Origin of the sequence: Scytonema hankhaensis NUACC26 (assembly GCF_045865695.1) — a bacterium.
Lineage (GTDB): Bacteria > Cyanobacteriota > Cyanobacteriia > Cyanobacteriales > Nostocaceae > Scytonema.
In genome coordinates, this window is record NZ_BAACAP010000113.1 from 1 (window position 1) to 22763 (window position 22763).

Consider the following 22763-nt stretch of genomic DNA (forward strand, 5'->3'; position numbering starts at 1 on the left):
GAATTTATGCAAACACTAATATAGCCATCCTAAATCATGGATGAGAAGTTTGGAAATAATTGAGCGATGTTCTTAATGTGCCGTTCACCTTGCGCTTAACTCGGGCAATTTAGCAAATTATCACAGAGGTTATCTTAGCTATGTTTTCGACACTGAAAAAAGTGCGAGGAATTTTACTGGTTTTGCTACTCGTCGGCAGCGTTGTTGTCAGTTTAGAGAGGCGATCGACAAAACAGCAGCCAATCAAGATAGCGGTACAAATGATTTGTTGGTTAGTCAAGTGCTGCGAACAAATGAGCTACAGGTTTGGTTTCTAGCAGAACATCTGGTGGATACTCCAGTAGTACAAAGTTAGCTCTGACGAACCATAAAACTATAGACGACTTAATGAGAATAACAATGAAAACACGCAAACAAGGTTGATGATTCATTGGGTAGAAAATTGAACAGTCAAAACTACAAGAGGAAATTATGAAAACACTAAAGCGATTTGCATTATTGCTTGGTTTGACGAGTTGTGTTTCAGCCAATCTCGTCTCAATAGCCTCAGCTGACTCTACTGCTGACTTAATACTCAGTTTGAAGTGCCGAGGTGGATACAATATTAATGTTTGGAGAAAGTATAATTCAGGCGAGCTTCTCTACCGCTCTACGAGTCCTCACGGTAATTTGAGTTTGGGCAAGGGAACTAATGACAATACAGGAGCAGCGCGAGTGTATAAGTTTCAGAATGGCAACTATGAATATCAAGTGATTGGTGGTAGGGGAGATCATCAAGGACAGGGGACTTTAGAGGTGTACAAGAGCGGTCGTTCTATTCTAAGTCGAAGTTGTACAGCAAATGGATGAAAAGCTTTGATGCAAAAGCGATCTTGTCTTGAGAACTTCCGAATCTTCACAAGCTACTGAGTCAAACTACACTCTTCACTGTCTACTCCAATTTATGAGCGCTATTTTATGAACAATCTCGAATTCACTGCGATCGTTGCTATAGGTTCTATTTTGGCGGGCTTGTTAGGTTCTTTGACCGGGCTAGGAGGAGGAGTTGTGATTGTGCCACTCTTGACTCTGGGGTTTGACGTGGATCTACGATATGCCATCGGCTCGGCTTTAGTTTCTGTGATTGCCACCTCTTCTGGAGCTGCGATCGCCTACGTCCGAGAAGGGTACAGCAATATTCGGGTAGGCATGTTTCTAGAAGTTGCTACGACATTTGGAGCCGTGACTGGGGCGCTAATAGCTGCATCGGCTCCCACCAGAGCGATCGCGATTCTTTTTGGGTTAGTACTGTTGGCATCAACGTATTTAAGCAATCAACCGCATCAAACGCAAGCCGTCAATCTCTCGGTCGATCCCCTGGCAGTACGCTTAAAGATGGATAGCAGCTACCCGACGCCAGAGGGTGAACAGTCCTATCACGTGCAACATATTCCCGGTGGATTTGCTGTCATGCTGGTAGCAGGGGTACTCTCTGGCTTGCTCGGTATCGGTTCTGGAGCGCTCAAAGTGCTGGCAATGGATCGGGTCATGCAACTGCCGTTTAAGGTTTCTACAACCACGAGCAATTTCATGATTGGCGTGACAGCTGCCGCTAGTGCTGGCATTTATTTCAGCAGGGGTTACATCAATCCTGGCTTGTGTATGCCCGTGCTACTGGGCATATTGGTTGGAGCGTGGTGCGGAGCCAAAGTATTAGTGCGGGCTAAAGTAACTACGCTTCGTTTTATCTTTAGCATCGTTCTTCTAGGGATCGGTATTCAGATGATTTATAACGGCATCACAGGAAGAATTTAATATGGCAAGAACACGCCAATGGACAGACCAACAGGTTGAAATCACGATTAGTACTCTTCTACGATTTGGAGTGACTCTAGCAGCCGCGATAGTTATTGTCGGAGGTATCCTGTACTTGGTTCACCACGGTTATGAGACTCCTGAAGATCGCGTTTTTCGAGGAAAACCCGCAGATTTGCGCCAAATTCCTGGAATTCTCAACGATGCACTAGCACTGCGAGGGCAAGGCATCATTCAACTCGGCATTTTGCTGTTGATTCTCACTCCTGTTGCACGAGTTGCTTTTTCAGTGTTCGCGTTTTGGCAACAGCGCGATCGACTCTACATAATTGTCACATTAATTGTGCTGGTGGTTCTCATCCACGGTCTTTTCGCAACAGGATAAGTTAGGCATACCTGCAGTCAAGTCCATCGCTTGTCCTTAAACAGTTTTTACAACACAACTTTAATTTCCTGACTTTAAAACTGTTCTCTAAATAATCGAGAAAACCATAACCAAAACGCTATCTTGACTAAACTTCCTTAGAATTTGAGGTGAAATTCATGTATCAACTTCAAACTTCCCGCTCTCCCATTCTAACTCCAGTTCCTCTTCATCAACAACCGAACAAACCTTATGCTTCTGACCACAATACATCAGTTACTGCTCAACCTGTCACTTCCATTGCTCAACTAACGCCTAAATCACAGAACCTTTTCACCAGGAAACCTCGAAGACGCGGAGTAGTCCTGACTGAGCAAGGCTGGCAGAAACTGCTGCAAGCTGAAGTTATCTACAACCACTATGGTCAACGTTACACTTTTGAAGAACTTAGCGAACGTGCTCTACTCGATCCTCGTACTATCGGTCGGATTCTCAATCGAGAAGTTGGTGTTGACAAGCGCAGCTTGAAAATCTTTTTCGATACGTTCAACCTTAAACTTGAAGTTGCTGACTACATTATCCCCGTAATCGATGAGTGGTACAAACGCCAAAGCACACAAACTCATGCTGAAGAACAGCTATTATCTGCTTCAAGCTGTCTCTACTCTCAAGAAGAATTGACAGATCTCAAGCAGCAGATAATCGAAAATTGCCAGCGTTTAGCTAGCTTACTTGGTTTAGCTGAGACAAACCAAACAACTTTGACAGTAAGCCTCTTCCCTTATAATCAACCCCAACTAGAGATAAATCTGTAGCGGTACTATAATCTGAGTAAAGAATTATTCTCGAAGGAGATACTTCAATGTCAATTGTTTTAACTTTCACAAGAAATACTGTCGTTTTTAGACAAGACCCCCGAAATCCGTCTCAAGATACAGAGCATGCTAATGTTAATGTCAATGAAATAAAACTTGAATTTTCTTCTGTTGAAATTACTGATTTTCAAGGAGTACCGTTCACAAAACATTTGAATTTAAAAATTCATATAAATGGAGATGGAATTGTATCTAATCAAGGAAATCGGATAAATACCTGGTTTATTAGCGTGACGGATATATCTCAGATAGAATGCGCTTCTTAAAGGAAGCATCCCAATCAGGAAAAAATGCCAGACGATGTTCGTAATCGCGGCTATATAAACAAAGTCCACGTTCAATACTGCGTAGGTTTTGCGGAAAAATATGAAAATATGTAGGTTGGGTTGAGGAACGAAACCCAACATTTCCGGGCATTTATTGAGTTCCTCCAAAGGTTTGCCCAACCCACAAAAATTCTCAGCCCTTGTAGTATTGAGTCCACGTTTACAAAAGGCTTGACACTGGTCACCGATCACTGGTGACTGAATTGTGCTTTACGTACTTGTTTGTTCAGCAAGCTTATACTTGTATACGCGACTAATAAACTTAATAACTCCAAAATAATAAATTCAATAGACGTATCTCGTCCCGTAGAGTTAAAGATATCCCATAAAGCGTGGAGTAATACGGCTGTTAAAAAAGCCTTTACCACTTGCCAATTAAATACTGTATGTCCAGCTTTAGCGCTCTCCCTCCACATAACAGCGCACACCAGCCCAGTCCAGGCGGCGTGTCCGGCGGGAGAGAACAGTCCACGAGCCAGCAAAACTTCATCAAGAACTGCTAAATTTCCTTTTGATTCTAAAAGAGAGACGAAACTATAGCCCATTGTCTCAAGTGCAGCAAAACCCATTCCAGAAGCGGTACCCAAAAGTATTCCTGCTGCTAAAGAGCGATAACGCCCTTGTAAGTAATAGACTAAGGGGAAAATTAGCTTTGTGCTCTCTTCAATCAGTCCAACACCAAGCATGGGTAAGAAACCTAAAGCTTTGAAAACATCGTACTCTAAATTTCCTGCCATAACCGTACCTACAACCCCACCCCAAAGAAAACAGATTGCCATAGGGGGTAATAAGTTATCCCAGTTAGGTAAGTTTTCATACAAATATGTAATAAAAGTTATAGGCACAAGAAAGGAACCCAGTAAAATGACACTAGGTATAAAGTTGGGGTTATTGGTTGCAATAATTGCTTTCTCAACAAGATACAGCAGAACCAACCCACTGATAAATATTTGAAACCACCTAAGTCTGATAAAACCCATATATCGATAAGATGATTGAGTAACATCATTATTATGGGCTTAAAATAGAATTGAGTACAGGCAAGATAGCCTAGAAAACCTATAACTTAATCAGTGAGCAGTAATCACCCGATTCGTGTCCAGGTGTCATTTTGCTGCTTAAGTTATTAATCTAAGCTGGTTAAAATTTGAAAATTAATAAATAGTGATATTGTGACTGGTTCGTAGTTGCGCTGTCTTCATATGTATCCCTGCTAAAAATACTAGTCGTTTTAGGTTCATACACGACTTTCTCAACTTACTGTCTCGATACGATGAGTTGTTGAAAAGCTGAACAAAATTAAGCGAGTACAGCAAGAATTGTCTCAAAAGTTAAACGAGGGATTATCAGTTTGTAGGCTATAACTTTAGTTGGAATCCAAATTTTAACTAAAGTTGGAGTTAACCTTCCCCTGTGAGATTGATTGAGTCATCCATCATTCTAATGAGCAAAAGTTTCAACTCTGAGTGGACGACAAACCAAAGTCAATTGCCTATACTGAGTTCAGTCATCGAAACGTTCCTTTCTGACGTTGATGGCATGAATGCTTTCTTTATTTGAGTTGGATGCCCAAGAGTCTGGCTAGCAATGAGGTAACAGCAAAGGAGAGTAAAATGGACACTGAATACTACGACGATATTATTATCGGGGGTGGAAAAGCGGGTAAAACTCTGGCACCTGCGTTAGTTGCTGCTGGACGTAAAACTGCCCTGGTGGAACGCAGCATAACCATGATTGGAGGCACCTGCATCAACGTCGCTTGCATTCCGACCAAAACAATGGTGGCGAGTGCAGAGGTTGCACATACAGTGCGAAATAGCAATGCTTATGGCATTCACACCACATCGCCTACGGTTGATTTAAGGGCAGTGATTCAGCGCAAACGCTCGGTGGTGCAAGCGATGCGCGAGATGAATTTCAACAACTTGCACGCTCCTCTGGGAGATAATTTGATCGTTGGCACGGCTCGATTTGTAGCACCTAAAACCATCGAAGTCACAACGCCTGAAGGCACGACTCGGCATCTAACCGCCGAACGATTGTTTATCAATACAGGCACAAAACCCTTAATTCCATCCATACCAGGACTCAAAGAATCTGGGGTTTTAACCAGTGAGTCTATCATGGAGCTAGAACAGTTGCCCGAACATCTAATTGTGCTTGGCAGTGGCTACATTGGGTTAGAGTTTGCTCAGATGTTCCAACGCTTTGGCTCTCGTGTCACTGTAATTAGTCAAAGCAAGCAAATCCTATCAAATCAGGACTCAGATATTGCGATCGCCGTTCAAACACTGTTGGAACGAGACAACATCAAATTCCTGCTGAACGCGAAGGTGTTGAGAGTCGAGCGATCGGGTCAAGAGATCGTTGTTCAAATTCAGGTTGGCGATCGTGAGGTCAGCCTTCAAGGTTCACAGTTGCTCGTTGCTGTTGGTCGTGCGCCGACAACTGATAGTTTAAATCTAGCTGCTGCGGGTGTGGAAACTGATGCACGCGGATTTATTCCAGTTAACGAGCGCTTAGAAACAAACGTACCAAACATTTGGGCATTGGGAGATATCAATGGAGGACTACAGTATACCCATAAATCCCTTGATGATTTTCGGATTATCAAAGCCAATGCGATCGAGGGTGGTAACCGCAGCACGCACGCTCGCCTAATTCCTTCGTGTTTGTTCATTAATCCCGAATTGGCACATATTGGTTTAACTGAGACAGAAGCACGGCAACAAGGTTATGCGATTCGCGTGGCGAAATTGGATGCTTCAGCCATTCCGAGAGCGAAAACATCAGGTCAAACTGATGGATTGTTAAAGGCGATTGTCGATACTCAAACAGGACATATTCTGGGTTGCACATTGTTCTGTCACGCTGCGGGTGAAATGATTTCGACAGTACAAATGGTAATGCTCGCTCAAATGCCTTACACCGTTCTGCGTGATGGCGTGTTAACTCATCCAACAATGACCGAAGGATTGAATATGCTGTTTGCAAAGATTTAAGGAAGACCATTGCTATTTTGTGTATAAAGTTCAATAATCATCAATTTATAGTTTCATAACTTACAGTCTTTTGAATCGTCACGTCACTATCAATAAGAGGGCATCATGAAACGATTGATTATTTGCTGTGACGGAACCTGGCAAGATTTGTCTGCTTCGTATCCCACAAATGTTGTGAAAATGGCTCAAATTATCCAACCGATTACCTCAGATGGTACGGCTCAAATCATTTACTATCAATCTGGACTCGGTACCGAACACGGTGGAGCAGAGAAAATCTTGGGTGGTGTATTTGGCTGGGGGATTGATACAAATATTCAAGATGCTTATCGCTTCTTGTGTTTGAACTATGAATCTGGAGATGAGGTTTATCTGTTTGGGTTTAGCCGAGGTGCTTACACAGTTCGCAGTTTAGCAGGTTTGATCTATTGCTCTGGGCTGTTACAACGCCCTCATATTCGCAAAGTTCCCCAAGCATACGATCTTTATCGCGATCGCAATATTCCACCGAGCCATCCCAATGCAATTTCATTTCGCCAGCAATACGGCGGAAACATCCCGATTAAACTGTTGGCTTGTTGGGATACAGTAGGCGAGTTAGGCGTTCCGGAGCTAATTCCATTTGTGAGCAACTGGATCAATGCTAAATATCAATTTCACGATACTCAACTTAATCGACGAATTGAGTTTGCGCTACATGCCGTTGCGATCGATGAACGGCGAAAAGTTTTTAATGTCACACCTATGACAACCAGTAAAGATGCAAAAACATCACTGACTCAGGTTTGGTTTCCTGGAACTCACACTTGCGTTGGCGGCGGACAGCAAGAAGTTAGTGGGCTAGCTGATGCAGCTTTGGAATGGACGATGGAGTCTATGCGTAAACTGGCTTTAGGACTGGAATTTGTGGCAAATCCTGAAGCGATCGCAGACGGCGGAATCCAGCCTAATTATCGAATACCGTTTAACGCTGAAACAGATGATATGTTCTCATTAGGCGGTCTCATCTATCGCGATCTAAAGAACCCCGGTTGTTCTTCTACTATTCCTGTACCTCCCGAGGGAAGCTTCTTCGATCGCAACATCCATTTAAGCGCTAAGCGGCGTTGGAAATTGACGGACAAGCCATTGTATCGACCCAAAAACTTAGATCCTTACCAGCAGTGGTTCAATGCTTTTGCCGAATGAACGGCGATCGACCTGCATCAAAAATACTTCAGTTAATCAATCTTCGTTAATCGTAAATTCCTTCTACTGAATGCAATATGGCTTTTATGATTCGTGATATGTACTTACAGCAGTTTTCACCTAAATGAACCATACCGTTGGTAGGGGCGCAATGCCTTGCGCCTCTACAGCTGTGGTCTATTTACCTGAAAATGGCTGTAAGATAACTTTTTTACCAATTGTAAGACTGTGCGATCGCTAAAACACTAATTCAATATCCTAACATTTAATAAGCTTCACAGCGATCGCCTCAGTAGGATTATGGCTCTAGACGGGAAAGTTTTTCATGTACCTGACACTCAAGAAAATGCCAGAGTCTTTGGTTATCCTGGTTCTCCCAAATGTTTCAAAGCGCTACGATAGTGGGAATTTCTCCTTTACGTTTAAGTTTTACTGGTAACCTACGAGTGCTTCGACGTACTATGACTCAGTTTCAAGCAACGTTACGAATTCTCGCCCATAGCACCAGATTTTGTGGTGGAATTACGATCGAGTAGTGATGTGTTAGAAACACTGCAAACTAAGATGCAGGAATATATGGACAATGGGGTACAGCTAGGCTGGCTGATTAATCCGCAACAGCAACAAGTAGAAGTATACCGTGCAGGACAATCTGTTGAGATATTGCGATACGGCTTAAGCCGTTAAGCGAAGCTTATCGCCAACGCTGCTTTCAGGAGAAGATGTGTTACCTGAATTTGAGTTAAATTTAAATAAGGTGTGGGCTTAACAGGATAATTTTATGCTGAAAGTGGACTATCTTGCTGGGGTACAAAAGCTAGAATAATATCTTCTTCGAGAATACCTTTATCTATTAAATCTTGAGTAATCCCTGATTCCATTCCATCATACTCAACAATAACTTTTTCACCTGACAACGTTATATAAATTAGATTACCCCTGACTCGTTTTCCTCTGTCCCAACCTACTTGCATCAAACCATATCTATCTTGGGCTTCATCAAATATAGTGTCTAGCCTTATATTGCCATGCGACGGTTTTAGGCGTGAGTACTGGGTCACTACTTGCTTGACTATTTGACGGTACTGATTTATCTTATCCATTTTGTTATCTCAACCCTTTGTAAGTTTACAATAATCTGTGAAACTCCAGTTCCCTCTTGTTATCTGGGCAGTTTATCAGTACAAATATCCATCTCAGCCACAGCCCAGCAAGCCTTGAAGCAGCATCAAAAAGCTGCCCCCATCACCCTAGCAGCAAATATTAAGGGATATCTATTAGAAGGACCAAGGCAAAACCCACCGTCTCCCTTTTCATTAGTAATGTGGGAGCAAGACCACTTTATCTATAGCATTAGGTTTCCTGCCAAGGAAGGCCAAAATATCCTTTACATGGCTAAATCTATGGTGAATAGCACCCCAATTATAGCCATGACCGGGTTGACTCAAACTACAGAGACATCGGTACAAAAGAGTGAACCAACAGCCAACAGACGTAAGACAACACGTAACCGTTCAGGGGGGGTAAAAGGGCGATCGCCATAGTGGTGGCGACTTGGGTCAGCGAAAAAATGCCACGAGACTGATTGACGATGAGATTATATGGGAGTGGTGTTTCAAAGTAACACCGCGATCGCCATAGTGGTGGTGACTTGGGTCAGCGAAAAAATACCACGAGACTGATTGACGATGAGATTATAAGGGAGTAGTGTTTCAAAGTAACACTGCGATTGCCATAGTGGTGGCGACTTGGGTCAGCGAAAAATGCCACGAGACTGATTGACGATGAGATTATAAGGGAGTGGTGTTTCAAAGTAACACTGCGATCGCCATAGTGGTGGCGACTTGAGTCAGCGAAAAAATACCACTATAAGGGTTAACGATGAGCTCATAGCATTCTCAGTCCTGCGATACGGCTTTAGCCGTTAAGCTTCGCTTATCGCACCTCTATTCTTCTCTCTGTGCTCTGGAGCCCCTCCGTGGTTAAATAAATTACTTTTTAACCGTAGAGGCACAGAGAACGCAGAGGCAAGAGGAAGTGTAAAAAATTGTGTTTTTTACTCAGCAAGTTTCGCTACATCTCCAATTTTAAATCTTCGACCAATGAAAGATTCTTTTTTGGAAAGTTGTCACTAATACGATTGACAATTTAGAATATATGTACAGAAGTTTGTACATAACCGGATGCTATCCTACAAAATCACATCCCCAACTGATGCCAGAAATGACTTTTTTAAGCTCTTAGACCTGGTAGTAGAGAATCATCAAGTGTATATCATCAACCGTCGCGATCGCGAAAATGTTGCTTTGATTGCTGAGTCAGATTTAGTGAGTTTGGTTGAAACAGTATATCTTTTGCGATCGCCTGCGAACGCACATCGCCTATTGGACGCAATAGAGGAGTCAAAAACAGGAAAAATTCAACCTCAAACTATCGCAGAACTTTGCCAGGAGTTGGGGATTGAGCAAGAAGAAGAAAAAGAAAGCTGAAACTGATGAAATTAAGCCAATTGTAGTGAATCGCACTCCTGGTTTTAGTTCTATCTTTAAAGAAGATTTAGCTTGGTGGTTTAAGCAAGATTTTGAGAAAGCTTCAAAAATCTTGGATTTGGTTACAGCAGTCATGCAAGATCCCTTCGACGGTATCGGTAAACCAGAACCATTAAAGTATATGGATGCAGATATTTGGTCGCGGCGAATAGATTTAGAGCATAGGCTTGTCTATCGGGTGGGAAACACCCACATTGATTTTCTAGCTTGTCGGTATCACTACAAATGAGGCACAGCCTCTAGGAATGCATTCTGTGGCAGCAAGCAGCCCAGGAACGAAAAACTACTCTTGTGAGATGGGCGTCCTCGCCCGTCCTCCGCGTGCAAAATGTAAGCGGAACACCTGATGCTTTCTTTAAGAACTTAGTCCGCGCAGGCGGACTTCGTTTGTATAGCCGCGAATTCTATTCGCTAGGCATTTTTACAAAATTGGTTGGTTCAAACCTCATTAATTAGGATAAAATCTCAATAGAAGCACACAACCAGCAAGGTAAAACCAAAATCCGGTAGCTGTTTGAGCCTTTGCTAAATCTAAATTCTCTAAAAAAGATGCTGTTTGATGAGAGGACACAAAAATTTACGCAGGATTAAAAAAATATGAACGGCATTTTTCTAGGGAAAAAAATGATAGGTTAGATACAGAATTGAATTTCGCAAATCTCTGGAGTAAACACATTCGCGTTACTCCAGATTTCCAAGCTCTGAATCTACCTTTTGGCAAAGTGCTGAGTGCGAACGCATCAGCCTTTGAGTACAAGATAAAAGAGCTTTAAACAAGTTAATATTTCCCTGAAACCATTGCTGGGAATAAACTTTGGGTGAGTACAGAAATACTTGTCCCTATTTCCGTAAATACTAGAACCCCAACCTCAAAATTCTAGTACCCCTACCCGAAAAAAATTTTTGTGAACCCCGAAAAGCTGTATTGATTTGGGTTTCCAGTTTTGAGTACAAAACCAATCAATCTAATAAATTCTATCCGAGCTATACTCACCACCCCCTTGAAAACGACTGATATAAATCAAGTATCGCCAACACTTAATGCGCTAACAACAGCGCAACAGAGTGAGTGGAGGGATGAGATAGCACCATGCCCCTGTGAACCGAAGTCGCGGATTGACCCGCAATTTACCCAAGTCTCAAGGCTCTGACACACACTAGCTAAGAAACAAAGGTTTGTGGCGTAAGTCCAATACGCGACTTCCATTCCTTAACACATAGGTTGTGACAACATCTGCCACAGGCAATACAGTTAAAAGTTAAAACTGAAAAGTACTAAGGCTGCCTTTTTACTTTTGGCTTTTGGCTTTTGACTCCTGACTTTACATGAAAGATTGCGAAATTCAATGATACAGTCAACAGGACTCGTTACCCCCCTCATTACACAGCAGACAACTCAATCTAAATCCAGTGGTTGTGGTAGTGGATGCGGTAGCACCAGTGCAACTCCGGAAATAGATGAAAAGCTGAAACAACGGATCGAAACCCATCCTTGTTATAGCGAGGAAGCTCATCACCACTATGCAAGAATGCACGTTGCAGTTGCTCCCGCTTGTAACATTCAGTGCAACTATTGCAATCGTAAATATGATTGTGCGAACGAAAGCCGTCCCGGTGTTGTGAGCGAACTACTCACCCCAGAGGAAGCAGCACACAAAGTTCTGGTCATTGCAGGTAAAATTCCTCAACTGACTGTACTAGGAATTGCAGGTCCTGGAGATCCACTTGCAAATCCAGAAAAAACCTTCCGTACCTTTGAGTTGATTGCAGAAAAAGCACCAGAAATCAAGCTTTGTCTGTCAACCAATGGTTTGATGCTTCCTGAATATATTGACCGCATCAAACAATTAAATGTAGACCATGTTACTATCACCATTAACATGGTAGACCCTGAAATTGGAGCCAAAATTTATCCTTGGGTTCACTACAAGCGCAAGCGTTATAGAGGCATCGAAGGGGTTAAAATTCTGCACGAAAAGCAGATGGAAGGTTTGCAAGCCCTGAAAGAAGCTGATATTTTGTGTAAAGTGAACTCGGTGATGATTCCGGGTATTAATGATGAGCACCTATTAGAAGTTAATAAAGTTATTCGTGAAAAAGGTGCGTTTCTGCACAATATTATGCCGTTAATTTCTGCACCAGAACACGGCACTCACTTCGGCTTAACGGGTCAGCGCGGTCCTACACCTAAAGAATTAAAAGCAGTGCAAGATAATTGCGCTGGTAATATGAAAATGATGCGTCATTGCCGTCAGTGCCGTGCAGATGCAGTTGGTCTATTAGGTGAAGACCGCAGCCTGGAATTTACCAAGGATAAATTCATGGAGATGACTCCTGAATACGATCCACAAAAGCGCCAAGAAGTTCTTGCAGGTATTGAAAAGTTTAAGTCAGAGTTGAAAGCAGCGAAAGCCAAGGTCGAGACAATCGATAGCGCTTCTTTGCCGCAAAATAATCCCAAAATCCTAGTTGCTGTTGCAACAAAGGGTGGTGGATTGGTTAACCAACACTTCGGTCATGCAAAAGAATTCCAGGTTTACGAAGTTGATGGTCATACAGTGCGCTATGTAGGACATCGCAAAGTTGACCACTACTGCCAAGGTGGTTACGGAGAGAAAGCTACTCTGGAAAATATCATTCAATCTATCGCTGATTGCAAAGCAGTCATGGTTTCCAAAATTGGTGACGGTCCTAAAGAAAAGCTGCAAAATATCGGCGTTCAAGTCCATGAAGCTTACGACTCCATTGAAGTCGCTGCTCTAGAGTTTTACAAGCAATACCTTGAGGGACTGGGGACTAGCGATTAGGGACTGGGGGCTAGGAATTAAAGAATTCTCATTGCCCCAATCCCCAATCCCCATTATCCAGTACCCATTTCCCAAATTGAACACTCTTAGTTATTCAGGGGAAAAGTCATGTCTTACAAGATAACCAGCAAGTGCATTTCTTGCAAACTATGTATCTCTGCCTGTCCTGTTAATGCAATTAAGATTGTTGATGGTCAGTACTGGCTCGATCCCAATCTCTGCAATAATTGCGTTAGTACTGCCTATACTGTCCCTCAGTGTGTAGCAAGTTGTCCAACCTCTGATGGTTGCGTTAAAGAAACTAGCGATTACTGGGAGTACTGGTTTGCTACTTACAATAAACTACTCGCAAAATTAACAAAAAAACAAGATTATTGGGAAAACTGGTTTGACTGCTATTCTCAACAGTTTTCTAGACAATTAGAAAAAAATGTTACTGGTTAGTTGTTAGTTGAACGATGAACTACTGTACGGGCGCAATGCCTTGCGCCCGTACAAACCCTCAACAATTCCTTATCTTACAAAGTTGAAAGCAATGCTAAAAGATTGTATTTATCTGGATAATAATGCCACCACAAAAGTAGATCCAGCAGTCGTAGAGGCGATGTTGCCTTTCTTAACTGATTATTACGGTAATCCTTCTAGTATGCACACTTTTGGTGGGCAGGTTGGTAAAGCCGTTAAACAAGGACGCGAGCAAGTTGCTGCTCTATTGGGTGCAGATGAATCTGAGATTGTCTTTACAAGTGGTGGTACTGAAGGTGATAATGCTGCTATCCGTGCTGCATTGTTGGCACAACCTGATAAGCGTCACATTATTACAACGCAAGTAGAGCACCCTGCAGTCCTGAATGTTTGCAAGCAACTAGAATCTCAAGGTTATTCGGTTACTTATTTGTCAGTCGATCGTCAGGGACAGTTGGATTTAAATGAACTGGAAGCTTCGCTCACCGGGAACACTGCTCTCGTGACAATCATGTATGCTAATAATGAGACGGGTACAGTTTTTCCAATCGAACAAATTGGAATGCGGGTGAAGGAGTACGGTGCTCTGTTCCATGTGGATGCAGTTCAAGCTGTGGGCAAAATTCCCATGAATATGAAGACTAGCACCATTGATATGTTAACCATGTCGGGTCATAAGATTCACGCGCCCAAGGGTATTGGTGCTTTGTATGTGCGTCGTGGAGTGAGATTCCGTCCCATGATTATGGGCGGCGGACAGCAACGCGGAAGACGGGGAGGCACAGAAAATGTTCCTGGAGTCGTTGCATTAGGCAAAGCAGCTGAACTAGAATTATTACATCTTGAAGTTGCAACAACCAGAGAAAAGCGGTTACGCGATCGCCTCGAACAAACTCTTCTCGCTCAAATTCCAGATTGTGAAGTTAATGGTGATGTCAGCCAAAGATTGCCAAACACCACAAACCTTGGCTTCAAGTTTATTGAAGGTGAAGCAATTCTGCTCTCTCTAAATAAATACGGTATTTGTGCCTCATCTGGTTCTGCTTGCAGTTCTGGCTCTTTGGAACCCTCTCACGTTTTGCGAGCTATGGGTTTACCCTATACAATTTTGCACGGTTCGATTCGCTTTAGTCTTTGCCGCTACACCACAGAAGCCGAAATTGATGCAGTTCTGGCAGTAATGCCCGGTATTGTGGAACATCTGCGTACACTCTCTCCTTTCAAGAGTGACAATGCGAGCTGGCTGCAAGAACAAGAAAAAAGTTTGGCTCATCGCTGATTGGTTCGTGGTTAGTGGTTGGTCGTTAGTCGTTAGTCGCAATTAACCATTAACCATTAGCAATTAGCAATTAACAATTAACAATCAATCTAAAATCGGCTATGTGGGATTACACGGATAAAGTAATGGATCTCTTCTACAATCCTAAAAACCAAGGGGTTTTAGAAGAAACTGGCGAACCTGGTGTTAAAATTACTGTTGGTGAAGTAGGCAGTATTGCTTGTGGAGATGCTCTGAGATTGCATCTGAAAGTAGAAGAAGAAACTGAAAAAATTCTCGAAGCTCGTTATCAAACTTTTGGTTGTACTAGCGCTATTGCTTCTTCTGAAGCTCTGGTTGACCTCGTTAAAGGAAAAAGTTTAGACGAAGCGCTTAACATTAGTAATAAAGAAATTGCTAGTTATCTTGGTGGATTGCCAGAAGCAAAAATGCATTGCTCGGTTATGGGACAAGAAGCATTAGAAGCTGCTATCTATAATTATCGAGGTATACCCCTCGCATCCCATGACGATGATGATGAAGGAACTCTAATTTGTACTTGTTTTGGTATCAGCGATACAAAAATTCGGCGGGTTATTGTAGAGAATAATTTAACGACTGCCGAACAGGTAACAAATTATGTAAAAGCTGGTGGCGGATGCGGATCTTGTTTGGCAGCAATTGATGATATAATTGCATTAGTTCAAAAGGAAACCCCAGCTTCTGTAAAGAATTCTCTACAAACAAGGACTACAGGTGAGTTTGCTCAAAAACCACTAACTTCAGTGCAAAAGATTGCACTCATTCAAAAAGTCCTGGATGAAGAAGTTCGACCCGTTTTGATCGCCGACGGAGGAGATGTGGAACTGTATGATGTCGAAGGCGATCGCGTGAAGGTTCTCCTTCAAGGTGCTTGTGGTTCGTGTTCTAGCAGTACAGCAACTTTAAAGATTGCTATTGAAGCTAGGTTACGCGAGCGAGTTAGTAAAGATCTTGTAGTAGAAGCGGTTGACCCATTGATGTAGAACTCCGTAATATGCATTCGCCTGAAACATCAAGTAGGATTTGACACAAAGGCGAATGCCAGTAGCCAATCGCTAATGGTAACGAACAATTAGCAATTAGCCATTAGCAATGAGCAATAACTCAGTTCGATATCCAACTCGCTTCAAAGGACAAGAATATGAGCGCATTATTCGACAAACTCGGTGGACAACAAGGTGTTGAAAAAGTAGTTGCTGAATTCTACAAGCGTGTCATGGCTGACAGCACTCTCAATCACTTCTTTGCTAACACTGACATGGCTAAGCAACACGCTCAACAAGTTGCTTTCTTTGCTCAAATCTTTGACGGTCCTAAAGTCTACAACGGTCGTCCAATGGAAAAAACCCATACAGGTATGAATCTGCAACCCCAACATTTTGATGCTATTGCAAAGCATCTTCGCGATTCATTAACTACATGTGGAGTTTCAGCAGAAGACACAAACGCTGCTCTCGATCGCGTCTCCAAGTTACAAGGCGCTATCTTGAACAAGTAATGTCTTGATTTTTGACAGATAGTTCAGTCAAACCCTACTTGGTGTTTCAGGCGAATGCACATTATGGAGTGCTTGTAAAGTACTTAAGTCTTAAGAAAAGAAGCGAGGAATAGATGATGCTTTCAATGGTTTTAGTGGTAGGGCGATCGCCTCCGGTGACGTTCTATTCATAAGGGGACTGGGGACTGGCGATTAGGGACTGGGAGTATACCTTTGCTGTTACATATATAATGTTCCCAATCCCTAATCCCCAATCCCTAATCCCTCAATCAAAACAGACCCACCCAACAACCAACCAATCAATCAATTGCAGGAGAAAACTCATCATGTCTGACGAAAAAATTAGACAAATAGCTTTTTACGGAAAAGGCGGTATCGGTAAGTCTACAACTTCTCAAAATACCCTTGCCGCTATGGCAGAAATGGGTCAGCGCATTATGATTGTAGGTTGTGACCCCAAAGCTGACTCCTGCTAACTTTACATAATGGTTATAAGATGAATTACTGTAACCCGAACTCGAAAAAGTTCAATGAAGTACAAAACATTCCACTAAAAACAGATAAAGACAAATTTTTACTTTTTCATATTCAGATTTTAAATATTTATGAAAGGCTGTATCAGAGTCAGAATTGGGACTTGCTTGATATCTTTGCAATTCTGAAAGAATTGATTGTCGAAAGTGTCTTGCTGGAGAAATAATGTTATCAAGTAATGGTGTTGAAAAATGAAGGTCAAAAGACAAAGAATTACCGTTGAGGAATTGTTGAGGAGATATGCTGCTGGGGAGCGAGATTTTACTTATATCGTTATTGATGACTCGCGTGAAGGTTTGTTCAGAGGTATTGACCTGAGTGATATTAATTTGGAGGGTTCCTCCATCGGTGTTGACTTTAGTGGTGCTATTTTGAGGAAAGCTAATTTTCGATATACTGTTTGGGGCGACCATTGTCGTTGGCAAGAAGCCGATTTCAGTGGTTCCAACTTTACTGGGATTAACAATGAAAGTAGTTGCGTCTTCGTTCGCTGCAACTTTAGCAATACTATCTGGGAGCAAGCCGATTTGTGGCAATCCACCTTTGAAGATTGCGACCTGACTGATGCCAACTTCGATAATGCAAGTTTGGTTGAAGTTGACCTCTACGGGTGAATTATGAGAAGAAGTAACTTTAACGTTAGTGAATGTATTGTTATCCGTGACAGGTGTACCATTCGAGTTGAAGGTAGTAATGTTTACCTTTATTGGGTTAAAGGTATCAACACCGTTAGAAATCGTGACAAGACTTAGAGCAGACTAGTTGATCTAAGTTCATCAAGAGGATCGTCACTACTCCAGGTAAATCTTCGATTTTTAATAGTTCTGCGAAATTAGGCTAAAATTTAATCGGAAATATAAGTACAGTTAGAAATTCTAAGATTTTCGATGATGACTGAGAATAACAATAACAGAGAGCTAAATCCACCAACAGAATATGATTCTCCCTGGAAGGATATTTTACAAATATATTTTCCTGAATTTATGCAGTTCTTTTTTCCGGCTGCTTATGACGAAATTAATTGGGAAAAGGGGATAGAATTTTTAGATAAAGAATTACAAGAAGCTGTTAAAGATGCAGAAATTGGAAGGCGTTTTGCTGATAAATTGGTAAAATTATATCTCAAGAATGGACAGGAAAAATGGGTATTAATTCACCTGGAAGTTCAGGCTCAAGAAGAATCAGACTTCCCATCTCGAATGTTTACTTATAATTATCGCATATACGATACATATAAAAAACCAGTAGCATCGCTTGCTATTCTGGGTGATGAAAAACCAAATTGGCGACCTTCACAATTTCGTTATAGTTTATTTGGATGCTCATTGAATTTTCAATTTCCAATTGTTAAGTTAGTAGATTACCAACAGCGTTTATCTGAACTTGAGAACGAGGTTAACCCATTTGCAACGATAGTCATAGCACATCTGACAGCACTCAATACTCAGAGAGATCGCAACGAGCGTAAAGTGCAAAAACTAGCTTTGGTACGAAGATTATACAAACAGGGGTTAGAACAACAGGATGTTTTAAATTTACTAGCATTCATCGATTGGATGTTGACTCTACCACCAGATTTAGAAGAACAGTTTAAACTTGAAGTACAACAAATGGAGGCTGGACAAAGTATGAAATATGTTACCTCTTTTGAGCGTAGTGGTATAGAGCTCGGTAAGCAGCAAGAAGCTGTATTACTTATAACACGACAACTAAATCGTCGTTTTGGTAATATTAATGACACATTCCTCGAGCGGGTACGTTCTTTACCTGTTGAAAAGTTGGAACAATTAAGTGATGCATTACTTGATTTCACCTCGGTTACTGATTTCATTAACTGGTTATCACAGGCGTAAGAAAATTCAAGTTAAAGACGCTTCAAACAGCGTGTCTCTACATTCTTTTTCACTCCTACATCTATTTTGTAGAAGAGGAAATTCCGGCGGAAAATTCCTGTAGTGTCTTCTGTTGGATGTGAAAACTGGGGCAAAAATTTGAATGAGAAGCGATTAGCACTCGCTTTGAGAGCTAATCACTTTGTTTGATGTCATTTATTTCCCTAAATTTGTCCAATTTGCTTCCTGCTTACTCAAGTGATGGTTTCAATGCAACATTATGACTGTATCAATGTCTGAAAAAACTGGTTGTGGTCGATAGTGACAGTAATAAATGTATTAGTGTTCTTAGCTCGATGCGCTCCCCATTCTCCACCCTTGTGGTATATCTCTACTTCTTGAAATTGTGCTAGATTCCGATTGACAGTAATACAGGCAGCTAAAGGGTCGTGAAACATCTTACCTTCAGGTCGAAGTTTTAGGTATAATTCCATACCATTATAGATGAGATTGAGACCGACAGAGTTATTCCGAAATGGTTTCATACACTCATGAAATTCTTGATGATAAATAACTCCGTGACAGACATTTTTTGAGACAATATCTCTAGTCATGACTTGTGACGAAGAGAGCAAAGCTAACGCTGCTTTTGGGTCGCCATTAAAGTTAAATGTTAGACAAGTTTCGAGTCCGTCAAATTTAGGTAGACGCAATTGAGGTGGTACAACGCTATCTCCTGCAAATCCACCTTGTCCTACCCAGCGTTTTATTGTTATCAAAGGATAATTATTCAGTAAGAGCCTTAAATTGTGTAATGGCGCGCCAGTGAGTATCACTACATCTGGATATAAATTAATAGTAGTAGCTATAAGATGGTGGGCAAATTCATCTGGTTCCTTGGGTGGAATAATTCCAAGAAACTCGTAATGAAACTCGGAAACTACATTTTTAATAGAATCTGGATTACGCGCACCGACTGGAACATCATGCTTGTTAAGAAGATGCAGAATGTGACGAATCACTCCTACTTGTGCTCTTGTTCCTGGATTGATTGTGACTGCTTTTAAGGCTACATTTGGATGAGAACCAAGAAAGCACAAAGCAAACATATCATCTGGATCTCGGGTTTCCATATCAAAGATTACATCAATAGTCATAACGAATTATTCATTTAAGAGTTTGATTAAAGTCCTACGTGAATTTTCTCCCAACTCTGGCTGAATCGTTTTGATTATGTTCCCTTCAGCATCGAATATGTGGAATGGTTTTTCCGAATTTGGCTCGAAAACCATGCTCATAAGTAGGTAGGCACAATTAAACCGAACTATGTAAACTTATGTAAAGCACCATAAACGCTTTAAAAACAAGCTTTTAAGCAATTTACATTTCTTAATCTACTTGTGTTTTTTAGTACCCACCTACTTAAACTCACGTTGGCTTTAATCACTCTTTTGACTGTCATCGCCCTTTATTTATTTCCCCTACCTCAACTGCTCCAAGTTCTACTCAAGATTTATGAGTCAGTTGCGATACTTCATCTATTCAGTCTCTTGCTCCGAATGTAACGCAGCACGAAATAAATCAAGACCTTTGCGGATAGTGACAATAAGAGAATGAACTTCTTCTGGTTACCTTTCAAGACAGCCGGTGTACTATGAGTATTTTGAATCTCTAAAATACCAATATAGAGTTTCCAACTCAGAATAAAGTTATCCCAAGTATGAATAAAGAGTTCGTGATTAGTTTGAATAGAAATGAGCATCAATCTACAGCAGAGCGCTCACGCCTCAGTCATTTTCCAACAGTCGTTTCACCGACTGACTTAATCACCTTCTTTACATTAAGTGATTTTGACTTGAGTCAAGTCTGTAAGCAACCAATACTACTCGGATAAGAATTTTTGTGGGTTGAGCTTGCCCTGGAGAAACTCAACAAATGCCTGTAAAGGTTGGGTTTCGTTCCTCAACCCAACCTACGTATTTTCGTATTTTTACGCTTGACCAAGCAGTATTGCGTAAGCAACGAGGCGATCGCAACCGCCTTGGTTTTGCGCTACAACTGCGTGGGCATAGGCATCGCATTCCTTGCAGTAGTCCAGATTAGATTCTAAGAGCGTATTTGACCTCAAATGCTTGCCACTAACAGAAGTTTCTGCGCCTTCGATTAACTTAAAATTAGCGCTTCACTCTTACCCATGAAAGAAACAGCAGCACAGATACTACTCCGCACCGCCTTGAGATTCTCCAAAATCAGCGATCTGGAAATGCCAGAGATTAAACGTCTCATGGCTTTGAGCGAAGAAGATTTTGAGAAGGAATTCTCCAGGATGAAATCGGAAGGACTTATACTAGTAGTTTCACCCCTAGTACTTTCCCATTTAAAACAGTGACATTTTCGACCAATTCTTGGTAAATTACTCTCTTATCCTTGCTAGTCAAACCTTCCCAATATTTCCTGCTGCTAAAACAAGTGGATAAAGTACGTACCAAAGCGACATTGATTTGGATATTAACTACTTCCCTGTGTTTAATTGTTTGAATCTCCAGCAGTGTTTGGTCAATAGCTGATTGAATAATGGGATTTTGGGGCATCTGCCGCAGCATTTTTAATTGTTCGTATCTGGCAGTTAGTTCTGGGCTATCTGCCGCAACTTCAATACTCTCAACCGTGTAGTTTTTCACTTCTTCATACCGAGCAGCTAAAGCAGAATCTACGGTTGAAATAATATCTGGCAAGTACGTACTAATTTTGTTCTTACAAAAAGTATCTCCTAAATTTTCGTGTTTTTTGCATCTGACTCGATAGGTTGACCACTTTGTTTTTTTACAAAAACATTGATAACCACAGTCACCACAAATGATTTGTCCTAATAAGGGTAATGCCTCTTTAGTGCTATTTTTGTTGTTACCGTAACTGTACTTATGTCGGTTATCTTCTAATTTTTTCTGTATATATTTAAATTTGTCCTGAGAAAGTAGCGGCTCGTGGGTGTCTTGATATACCTCCCACTTTTCGGGGTTGTTGAGATTACCTCGCATATTGTAAGCAGTATGCCCTCTTAGTACTGGGCTAGTTAACCAATACCTCAATCCTGCTGCTGTCCATGAAATTCCGTAAGTGTTAAGTATATAGACTGCAGTACTTCTTAATGTGGCGTTGCCAGATAAGAAATAATCAATGATTTCAGATGCGATCGCCCAGTTAGTCTTACCAGATATGTGCAGTGTCATGTCTGGTGCATATTTCTCTTCAACCCGCTTATACCCAAAAGGGGGACGTGGAGCTGCTTTCTTTTGTTCGCGGAAATAATTCAATCCGTGCCTAATTCGCTCCGAAAGTAACCTCGATTCAAATTCTGCCAAACCTGCCATTTGATTGACACTAAACCACCCAAAAGGTGATGATGGGTCAACTGGAGCGTCCAAGACAACTAGTTTAACTCCAAACTCTTCAAGACTTACAAGCGTTCGATGAATAGTAATGACGCTTCGTGCTAATCTGTCAATGCGAGTGATAACAACCTCACTTATTTTTCCTTGCTTGCACATAGCAAGCATTTTGTTAAATTCCTTACGCTTATCCGATCGCCCACTCTCAATATCTGAGAATATCAAAACAGCACCCGCCTTCTCGATCCGGGCTGTCTGTTGTTCCAAAGCATTTCCCTCATCCTGTTCTCTCGTACTAACTCTGACGTAACCTACTCGCATAAACGATCGTCAATAAACTGTCTCTTTTGTTAATCATACACCACCCGTTTGATGCTACACAGCAAAGCTCAAACCACCGTATTACACCTTGCTGCTGAGCGCGGCGCAGTAGAAGATTTAGAAATCGAAGAAGTAATGCTCACTGGCTTCCGTGGTGTTCGTTGCGTAGAATCTGGTGGTCCTGAGCCTGGAGTAGGTTGTGCTGGACGTGGTATTATCACCGCCATCAACTTCTTGGAAGAAAACGGTGCTTACCAAAATCTAGATTTCGTCTCCTACGACGTATTGGGTGACGTTGTTTGTGGTGGTTTCGCAATGCCAATTCGTGAAGGTAAAGCACAAGAAATCTACATCGTTACTTCTGGTGAAATGATGGCGATGTACGCTGCTAACAACATCGCTCGTGGTATTCTCAAGTACGCTCACTCTGGTGGTGTACGCTTGGGTGGTCTGATTTGTAACAGCCGTAAAGTTGACCGGGAAATCGAACTCATCGAAACCTTGGCTGAACGCTTGAAC

Annotated in this window: 25 protein-coding genes and 2 pseudogenes; 21 read left to right on the plus strand and 6 right to left on the minus strand. The window is 41.7% G+C overall.

Going from position 1 to position 22763, the window contains the following annotated elements:
* Nucleotides 1-272: 272 nt before the first annotated feature.
* Complete coding sequence (locus tag ACKTT2_RS05505; RefSeq protein WP_407884804.1) at nt 273-431, minus strand: hypothetical protein; 159 nt, start codon at nt 429-431, stop codon at nt 273-275.
* Between the two features lie 40 nt (nt 432-471).
* Between ACKTT2_RS05505 and ACKTT2_RS05510 the strand changes: the two genes are divergently transcribed.
* The 5 genes from ACKTT2_RS05510 (at nt 472) to ACKTT2_RS05530 (ending at nt 3299) form a co-directional block, all read left to right on the plus strand.
* The gene (locus ACKTT2_RS05510) at nt 472-849 is read left to right on the plus strand and encodes a hypothetical protein (RefSeq protein WP_407884806.1); all 378 of its coding nucleotides are present in this window, start codon (nt 472-474) and stop codon (nt 847-849) included.
* A gap of 108 nt (nt 850-957) precedes the next feature.
* Nucleotides 958-1794, plus strand: coding sequence for a sulfite exporter TauE/SafE family protein (locus ACKTT2_RS05515; RefSeq protein WP_407884808.1), 837 nt, complete (start codon nt 958-960; stop codon nt 1792-1794).
* Nucleotide 1795: 1 nt separating this feature from the next.
* The gene (locus ACKTT2_RS05520; RefSeq protein ID WP_407884810.1) at nt 1796-2179 is read left to right on the plus strand and encodes a DUF1634 domain-containing protein; all 384 of its coding nucleotides are present in this window, start codon (nt 1796-1798) and stop codon (nt 2177-2179) included.
* 158 nt (nt 2180-2337) lie between these two features.
* A complete protein-coding gene (locus tag ACKTT2_RS05525) occupies nt 2338-2973 on the plus strand; it encodes a hypothetical protein (protein WP_407884812.1) in 636 nt (211 codons plus the stop codon).
* 47 nt (nt 2974-3020) lie between these two features.
* Complete coding sequence (locus ACKTT2_RS05530) at nt 3021-3299, plus strand: hypothetical protein (protein ID WP_407884814.1); 279 nt, start codon at nt 3021-3023, stop codon at nt 3297-3299.
* 248 nt (nt 3300-3547) lie between these two features.
* On the opposite strand, the gene ACKTT2_RS05535 is transcribed toward ACKTT2_RS05530, so the two are convergent.
* Nucleotides 3548-4339, minus strand: a complete 792-nt coding sequence (locus ACKTT2_RS05535) for a PrsW family intramembrane metalloprotease (RefSeq protein WP_407884816.1) — start codon at nt 4337-4339, stop codon at nt 3548-3550.
* A 633-nt stretch (nt 4340-4972) separates the two neighbouring features.
* Between ACKTT2_RS05535 and ACKTT2_RS05540 the strand changes: the two genes are divergently transcribed.
* From ACKTT2_RS05540 to ACKTT2_RS05550, 3 genes are all read left to right on the plus strand, one after another.
* Nucleotides 4973-6361 (plus strand): mercuric reductase, encoded by a 1389-nt coding sequence (locus ACKTT2_RS05540; RefSeq protein ID WP_407884818.1) that lies wholly within the window; start codon nt 4973-4975, stop codon nt 6359-6361.
* Between the two features lie 105 nt (nt 6362-6466).
* A complete protein-coding gene (locus tag ACKTT2_RS05545) occupies nt 6467-7549 on the plus strand; it encodes a T6SS phospholipase effector Tle1-like catalytic domain-containing protein (RefSeq protein WP_407884820.1) in 1083 nt (360 codons plus the stop codon).
* Nucleotides 7550-8065: 516 nt separating this feature from the next.
* Nucleotides 8066-8236, plus strand: a complete 171-nt coding sequence (locus ACKTT2_RS05550) for a Uma2 family endonuclease (protein ID WP_407884822.1) — start codon at nt 8066-8068, stop codon at nt 8234-8236.
* A gap of 92 nt (nt 8237-8328) precedes the next feature.
* Here ACKTT2_RS05550 and ACKTT2_RS05555 read toward each other — a convergent pair whose 3' ends face one another.
* A complete protein-coding gene (locus tag ACKTT2_RS05555; RefSeq protein WP_407884824.1) occupies nt 8329-8652 on the minus strand; it encodes a XisI protein in 324 nt (107 codons plus the stop codon).
* A gap of 114 nt (nt 8653-8766) precedes the next feature.
* On the opposite strand from ACKTT2_RS05555, the gene ACKTT2_RS05560 reads away from it, so the two are divergent.
* The 11 genes and pseudogenes from ACKTT2_RS05560 (at nt 8767) to ACKTT2_RS05610 (ending at nt 18555) form a co-directional block, all read left to right on the plus strand.
* The gene (locus ACKTT2_RS05560) at nt 8767-9093 is read left to right on the plus strand and encodes a hypothetical protein (protein WP_407884826.1); all 327 of its coding nucleotides are present in this window, start codon (nt 8767-8769) and stop codon (nt 9091-9093) included.
* A 639-nt stretch (nt 9094-9732) separates the two neighbouring features.
* Nucleotides 9733-10038: a type II toxin-antitoxin system Phd/YefM family antitoxin gene (locus ACKTT2_RS05565; protein WP_407884828.1), complete on the plus strand. Its 306-nt coding sequence runs from the start codon at nt 9733-9735 to the stop codon at nt 10036-10038.
* Nucleotides 10010-10327 carry a Txe/YoeB family addiction module toxin gene (locus ACKTT2_RS05570; protein WP_407884830.1) on the plus strand — a complete coding sequence of 106 codons (318 nt, stop codon included), beginning with the start codon at nt 10010-10012 and terminating at the stop codon, nt 10325-10327. Before ACKTT2_RS05565 ends, ACKTT2_RS05570 begins: the two co-directional genes overlap by 29 nt.
* 1117 nt (nt 10328-11444) lie before the next feature.
* Nucleotides 11445-12905 (plus strand): nitrogenase cofactor biosynthesis protein NifB, encoded by a 1461-nt coding sequence (gene nifB / locus ACKTT2_RS05575; RefSeq protein ID WP_407884832.1) that lies wholly within the window; start codon nt 11445-11447, stop codon nt 12903-12905.
* Nucleotides 12906-13013: 108 nt separating this feature from the next.
* Complete coding sequence (locus tag ACKTT2_RS05580; protein WP_407884834.1) at nt 13014-13349, plus strand: DUF362 domain-containing protein; 336 nt, start codon at nt 13014-13016, stop codon at nt 13347-13349.
* A gap of 91 nt (nt 13350-13440) precedes the next feature.
* A complete protein-coding gene (gene nifS / locus ACKTT2_RS05585) occupies nt 13441-14649 on the plus strand; it encodes a cysteine desulfurase NifS (protein ID WP_407884852.1) in 1209 nt (402 codons plus the stop codon).
* A 101-nt stretch (nt 14650-14750) separates the two neighbouring features.
* Entirely contained in the window at nt 14751-15653 is a 903-nt protein-coding gene (gene nifU, locus ACKTT2_RS05590) for a Fe-S cluster assembly protein NifU (RefSeq protein WP_407884836.1), read from the plus strand.
* A 158-nt stretch (nt 15654-15811) separates the two neighbouring features.
* Nucleotides 15812-16168: a group I truncated hemoglobin gene (locus tag ACKTT2_RS05595; protein WP_407884838.1), complete on the plus strand. Its 357-nt coding sequence runs from the start codon at nt 15812-15814 to the stop codon at nt 16166-16168.
* 326 nt (nt 16169-16494) lie between these two features.
* A pseudogene (locus tag ACKTT2_RS05600) lies at nt 16495-16638 on the plus strand (ArsA-related P-loop ATPase); the annotation flags it as partial.
* Between the two features lie 255 nt (nt 16639-16893).
* Entirely contained in the window at nt 16894-17316 is a 423-nt protein-coding gene (locus tag ACKTT2_RS05605) for a pentapeptide repeat-containing protein (RefSeq protein WP_407884840.1), read from the plus strand.
* Nucleotides 17317-17592: 276 nt separating this feature from the next.
* Nucleotides 17593-18555 carry a DUF4351 domain-containing protein gene (locus ACKTT2_RS05610; RefSeq protein WP_407884854.1) on the plus strand — a complete coding sequence of 321 codons (963 nt, stop codon included), beginning with the start codon at nt 17593-17595 and terminating at the stop codon, nt 18553-18555.
* Between the two features lie 257 nt (nt 18556-18812).
* Here ACKTT2_RS05610 and ACKTT2_RS05615 read toward each other — a convergent pair whose 3' ends face one another.
* The gene (locus ACKTT2_RS05615; protein WP_407884843.1) at nt 18813-19691 is read right to left on the minus strand and encodes a nucleoside hydrolase; all 879 of its coding nucleotides are present in this window, start codon (nt 19689-19691) and stop codon (nt 18813-18815) included.
* A gap of 778 nt (nt 19692-20469) precedes the next feature.
* On the opposite strand from ACKTT2_RS05615, the gene ACKTT2_RS05620 reads away from it, so the two are divergent.
* Nucleotides 20470-20637: a DUF4158 domain-containing protein gene (locus ACKTT2_RS05620; protein WP_407884845.1), complete on the plus strand. Its 168-nt coding sequence runs from the start codon at nt 20470-20472 to the stop codon at nt 20635-20637.
* A 60-nt stretch (nt 20638-20697) separates the two neighbouring features.
* On the opposite strand, the gene ACKTT2_RS05625 is transcribed toward ACKTT2_RS05620, so the two are convergent.
* Both ACKTT2_RS05625 and xisF read right to left on the minus strand, forming a co-directional pair.
* The gene (locus ACKTT2_RS05625) at nt 20698-20820 is read right to left on the minus strand and encodes a hypothetical protein (RefSeq protein ID WP_407884847.1); all 123 of its coding nucleotides are present in this window, start codon (nt 20818-20820) and stop codon (nt 20698-20700) included.
* Between the two features lie 56 nt (nt 20821-20876).
* On the minus strand, nt 20877-22244 hold the full coding sequence (xisF, locus tag ACKTT2_RS05630; protein ID WP_407884849.1) for a fdxN element excision recombinase XisF: 1368 nt from the start codon (nt 22242-22244) through the stop codon (nt 20877-20879).
* 39 nt (nt 22245-22283) lie between these two features.
* On the opposite strand from xisF, the pseudogene ACKTT2_RS05635 reads away from it, so the two are divergent.
* Nucleotides 22284-22763 (plus strand): annotated as a pseudogene (locus ACKTT2_RS05635) (NifH family ATP-binding protein); the annotation flags it as partial.

Coding starts and splice junctions, on each gene's coding strand:
- ACKTT2_RS05625 (WP_407884847.1), bottom strand. CDS start 20,820: ATGAGACGTTTAATCTCTGGCATTTCCAGATCGCTGATTTTGGAGAAT.
- xisF (WP_407884849.1), bottom strand. CDS start 22,244: ATGCGAGTAGGTTACGTCAGAGTTAGTACGAGAGAACAGGATGAGGGA.
- nifS (WP_407884852.1), top strand. CDS start 13,441: ATGCTAAAAGATTGTATTTATCTGGATAATAATGCCACCACAAAAGTA.
- ACKTT2_RS05535 (WP_407884816.1), bottom strand. CDS start 4,339: ATGGGTTTTATCAGACTTAGGTGGTTTCAAATATTTATCAGTGGGTTG.
- ACKTT2_RS05545 (WP_407884820.1), top strand. CDS start 6,467: ATGAAACGATTGATTATTTGCTGTGACGGAACCTGGCAAGATTTGTCT.
- nifB (WP_407884832.1), top strand. CDS start 11,445: ATGATACAGTCAACAGGACTCGTTACCCCCCTCATTACACAGCAGACA.
- ACKTT2_RS05620 (WP_407884845.1), top strand. CDS start 20,470: ATGCCTGTAAAGGTTGGGTTTCGTTCCTCAACCCAACCTACGTATTTT.
- ACKTT2_RS05555 (WP_407884824.1), bottom strand. CDS start 8,652: ATGGATAAGATAAATCAGTACCGTCAAATAGTCAAGCAAGTAGTGACC.
- ACKTT2_RS05515 (WP_407884808.1), top strand. CDS start 958: ATGAACAATCTCGAATTCACTGCGATCGTTGCTATAGGTTCTATTTTG.
- nifU (WP_407884836.1), top strand. CDS start 14,751: ATGTGGGATTACACGGATAAAGTAATGGATCTCTTCTACAATCCTAAA.
- ACKTT2_RS05580 (WP_407884834.1), top strand. CDS start 13,014: ATGTCTTACAAGATAACCAGCAAGTGCATTTCTTGCAAACTATGTATC.
- ACKTT2_RS05510 (WP_407884806.1), top strand. CDS start 472: ATGAAAACACTAAAGCGATTTGCATTATTGCTTGGTTTGACGAGTTGT.
- ACKTT2_RS05610 (WP_407884854.1), top strand. CDS start 17,593: ATGACTGAGAATAACAATAACAGAGAGCTAAATCCACCAACAGAATAT.
- ACKTT2_RS05540 (WP_407884818.1), top strand. CDS start 4,973: ATGGACACTGAATACTACGACGATATTATTATCGGGGGTGGAAAAGCG.
- ACKTT2_RS05520 (WP_407884810.1), top strand. CDS start 1,796: ATGGCAAGAACACGCCAATGGACAGACCAACAGGTTGAAATCACGATT.
- ACKTT2_RS05505 (WP_407884804.1), bottom strand. CDS start 431: ATGAATCATCAACCTTGTTTGCGTGTTTTCATTGTTATTCTCATTAAG.
- ACKTT2_RS05530 (WP_407884814.1), top strand. CDS start 3,021: ATGTCAATTGTTTTAACTTTCACAAGAAATACTGTCGTTTTTAGACAA.
- ACKTT2_RS05605 (WP_407884840.1), top strand. CDS start 16,894: ATGAAGGTCAAAAGACAAAGAATTACCGTTGAGGAATTGTTGAGGAGA.
- ACKTT2_RS05565 (WP_407884828.1), top strand. CDS start 9,733: ATGCTATCCTACAAAATCACATCCCCAACTGATGCCAGAAATGACTTT.
- ACKTT2_RS05615 (WP_407884843.1), bottom strand. CDS start 19,691: ATGACTATTGATGTAATCTTTGATATGGAAACCCGAGATCCAGATGAT.
- ACKTT2_RS05525 (WP_407884812.1), top strand. CDS start 2,338: ATGTATCAACTTCAAACTTCCCGCTCTCCCATTCTAACTCCAGTTCCT.
- ACKTT2_RS05595 (WP_407884838.1), top strand. CDS start 15,812: ATGAGCGCATTATTCGACAAACTCGGTGGACAACAAGGTGTTGAAAAA.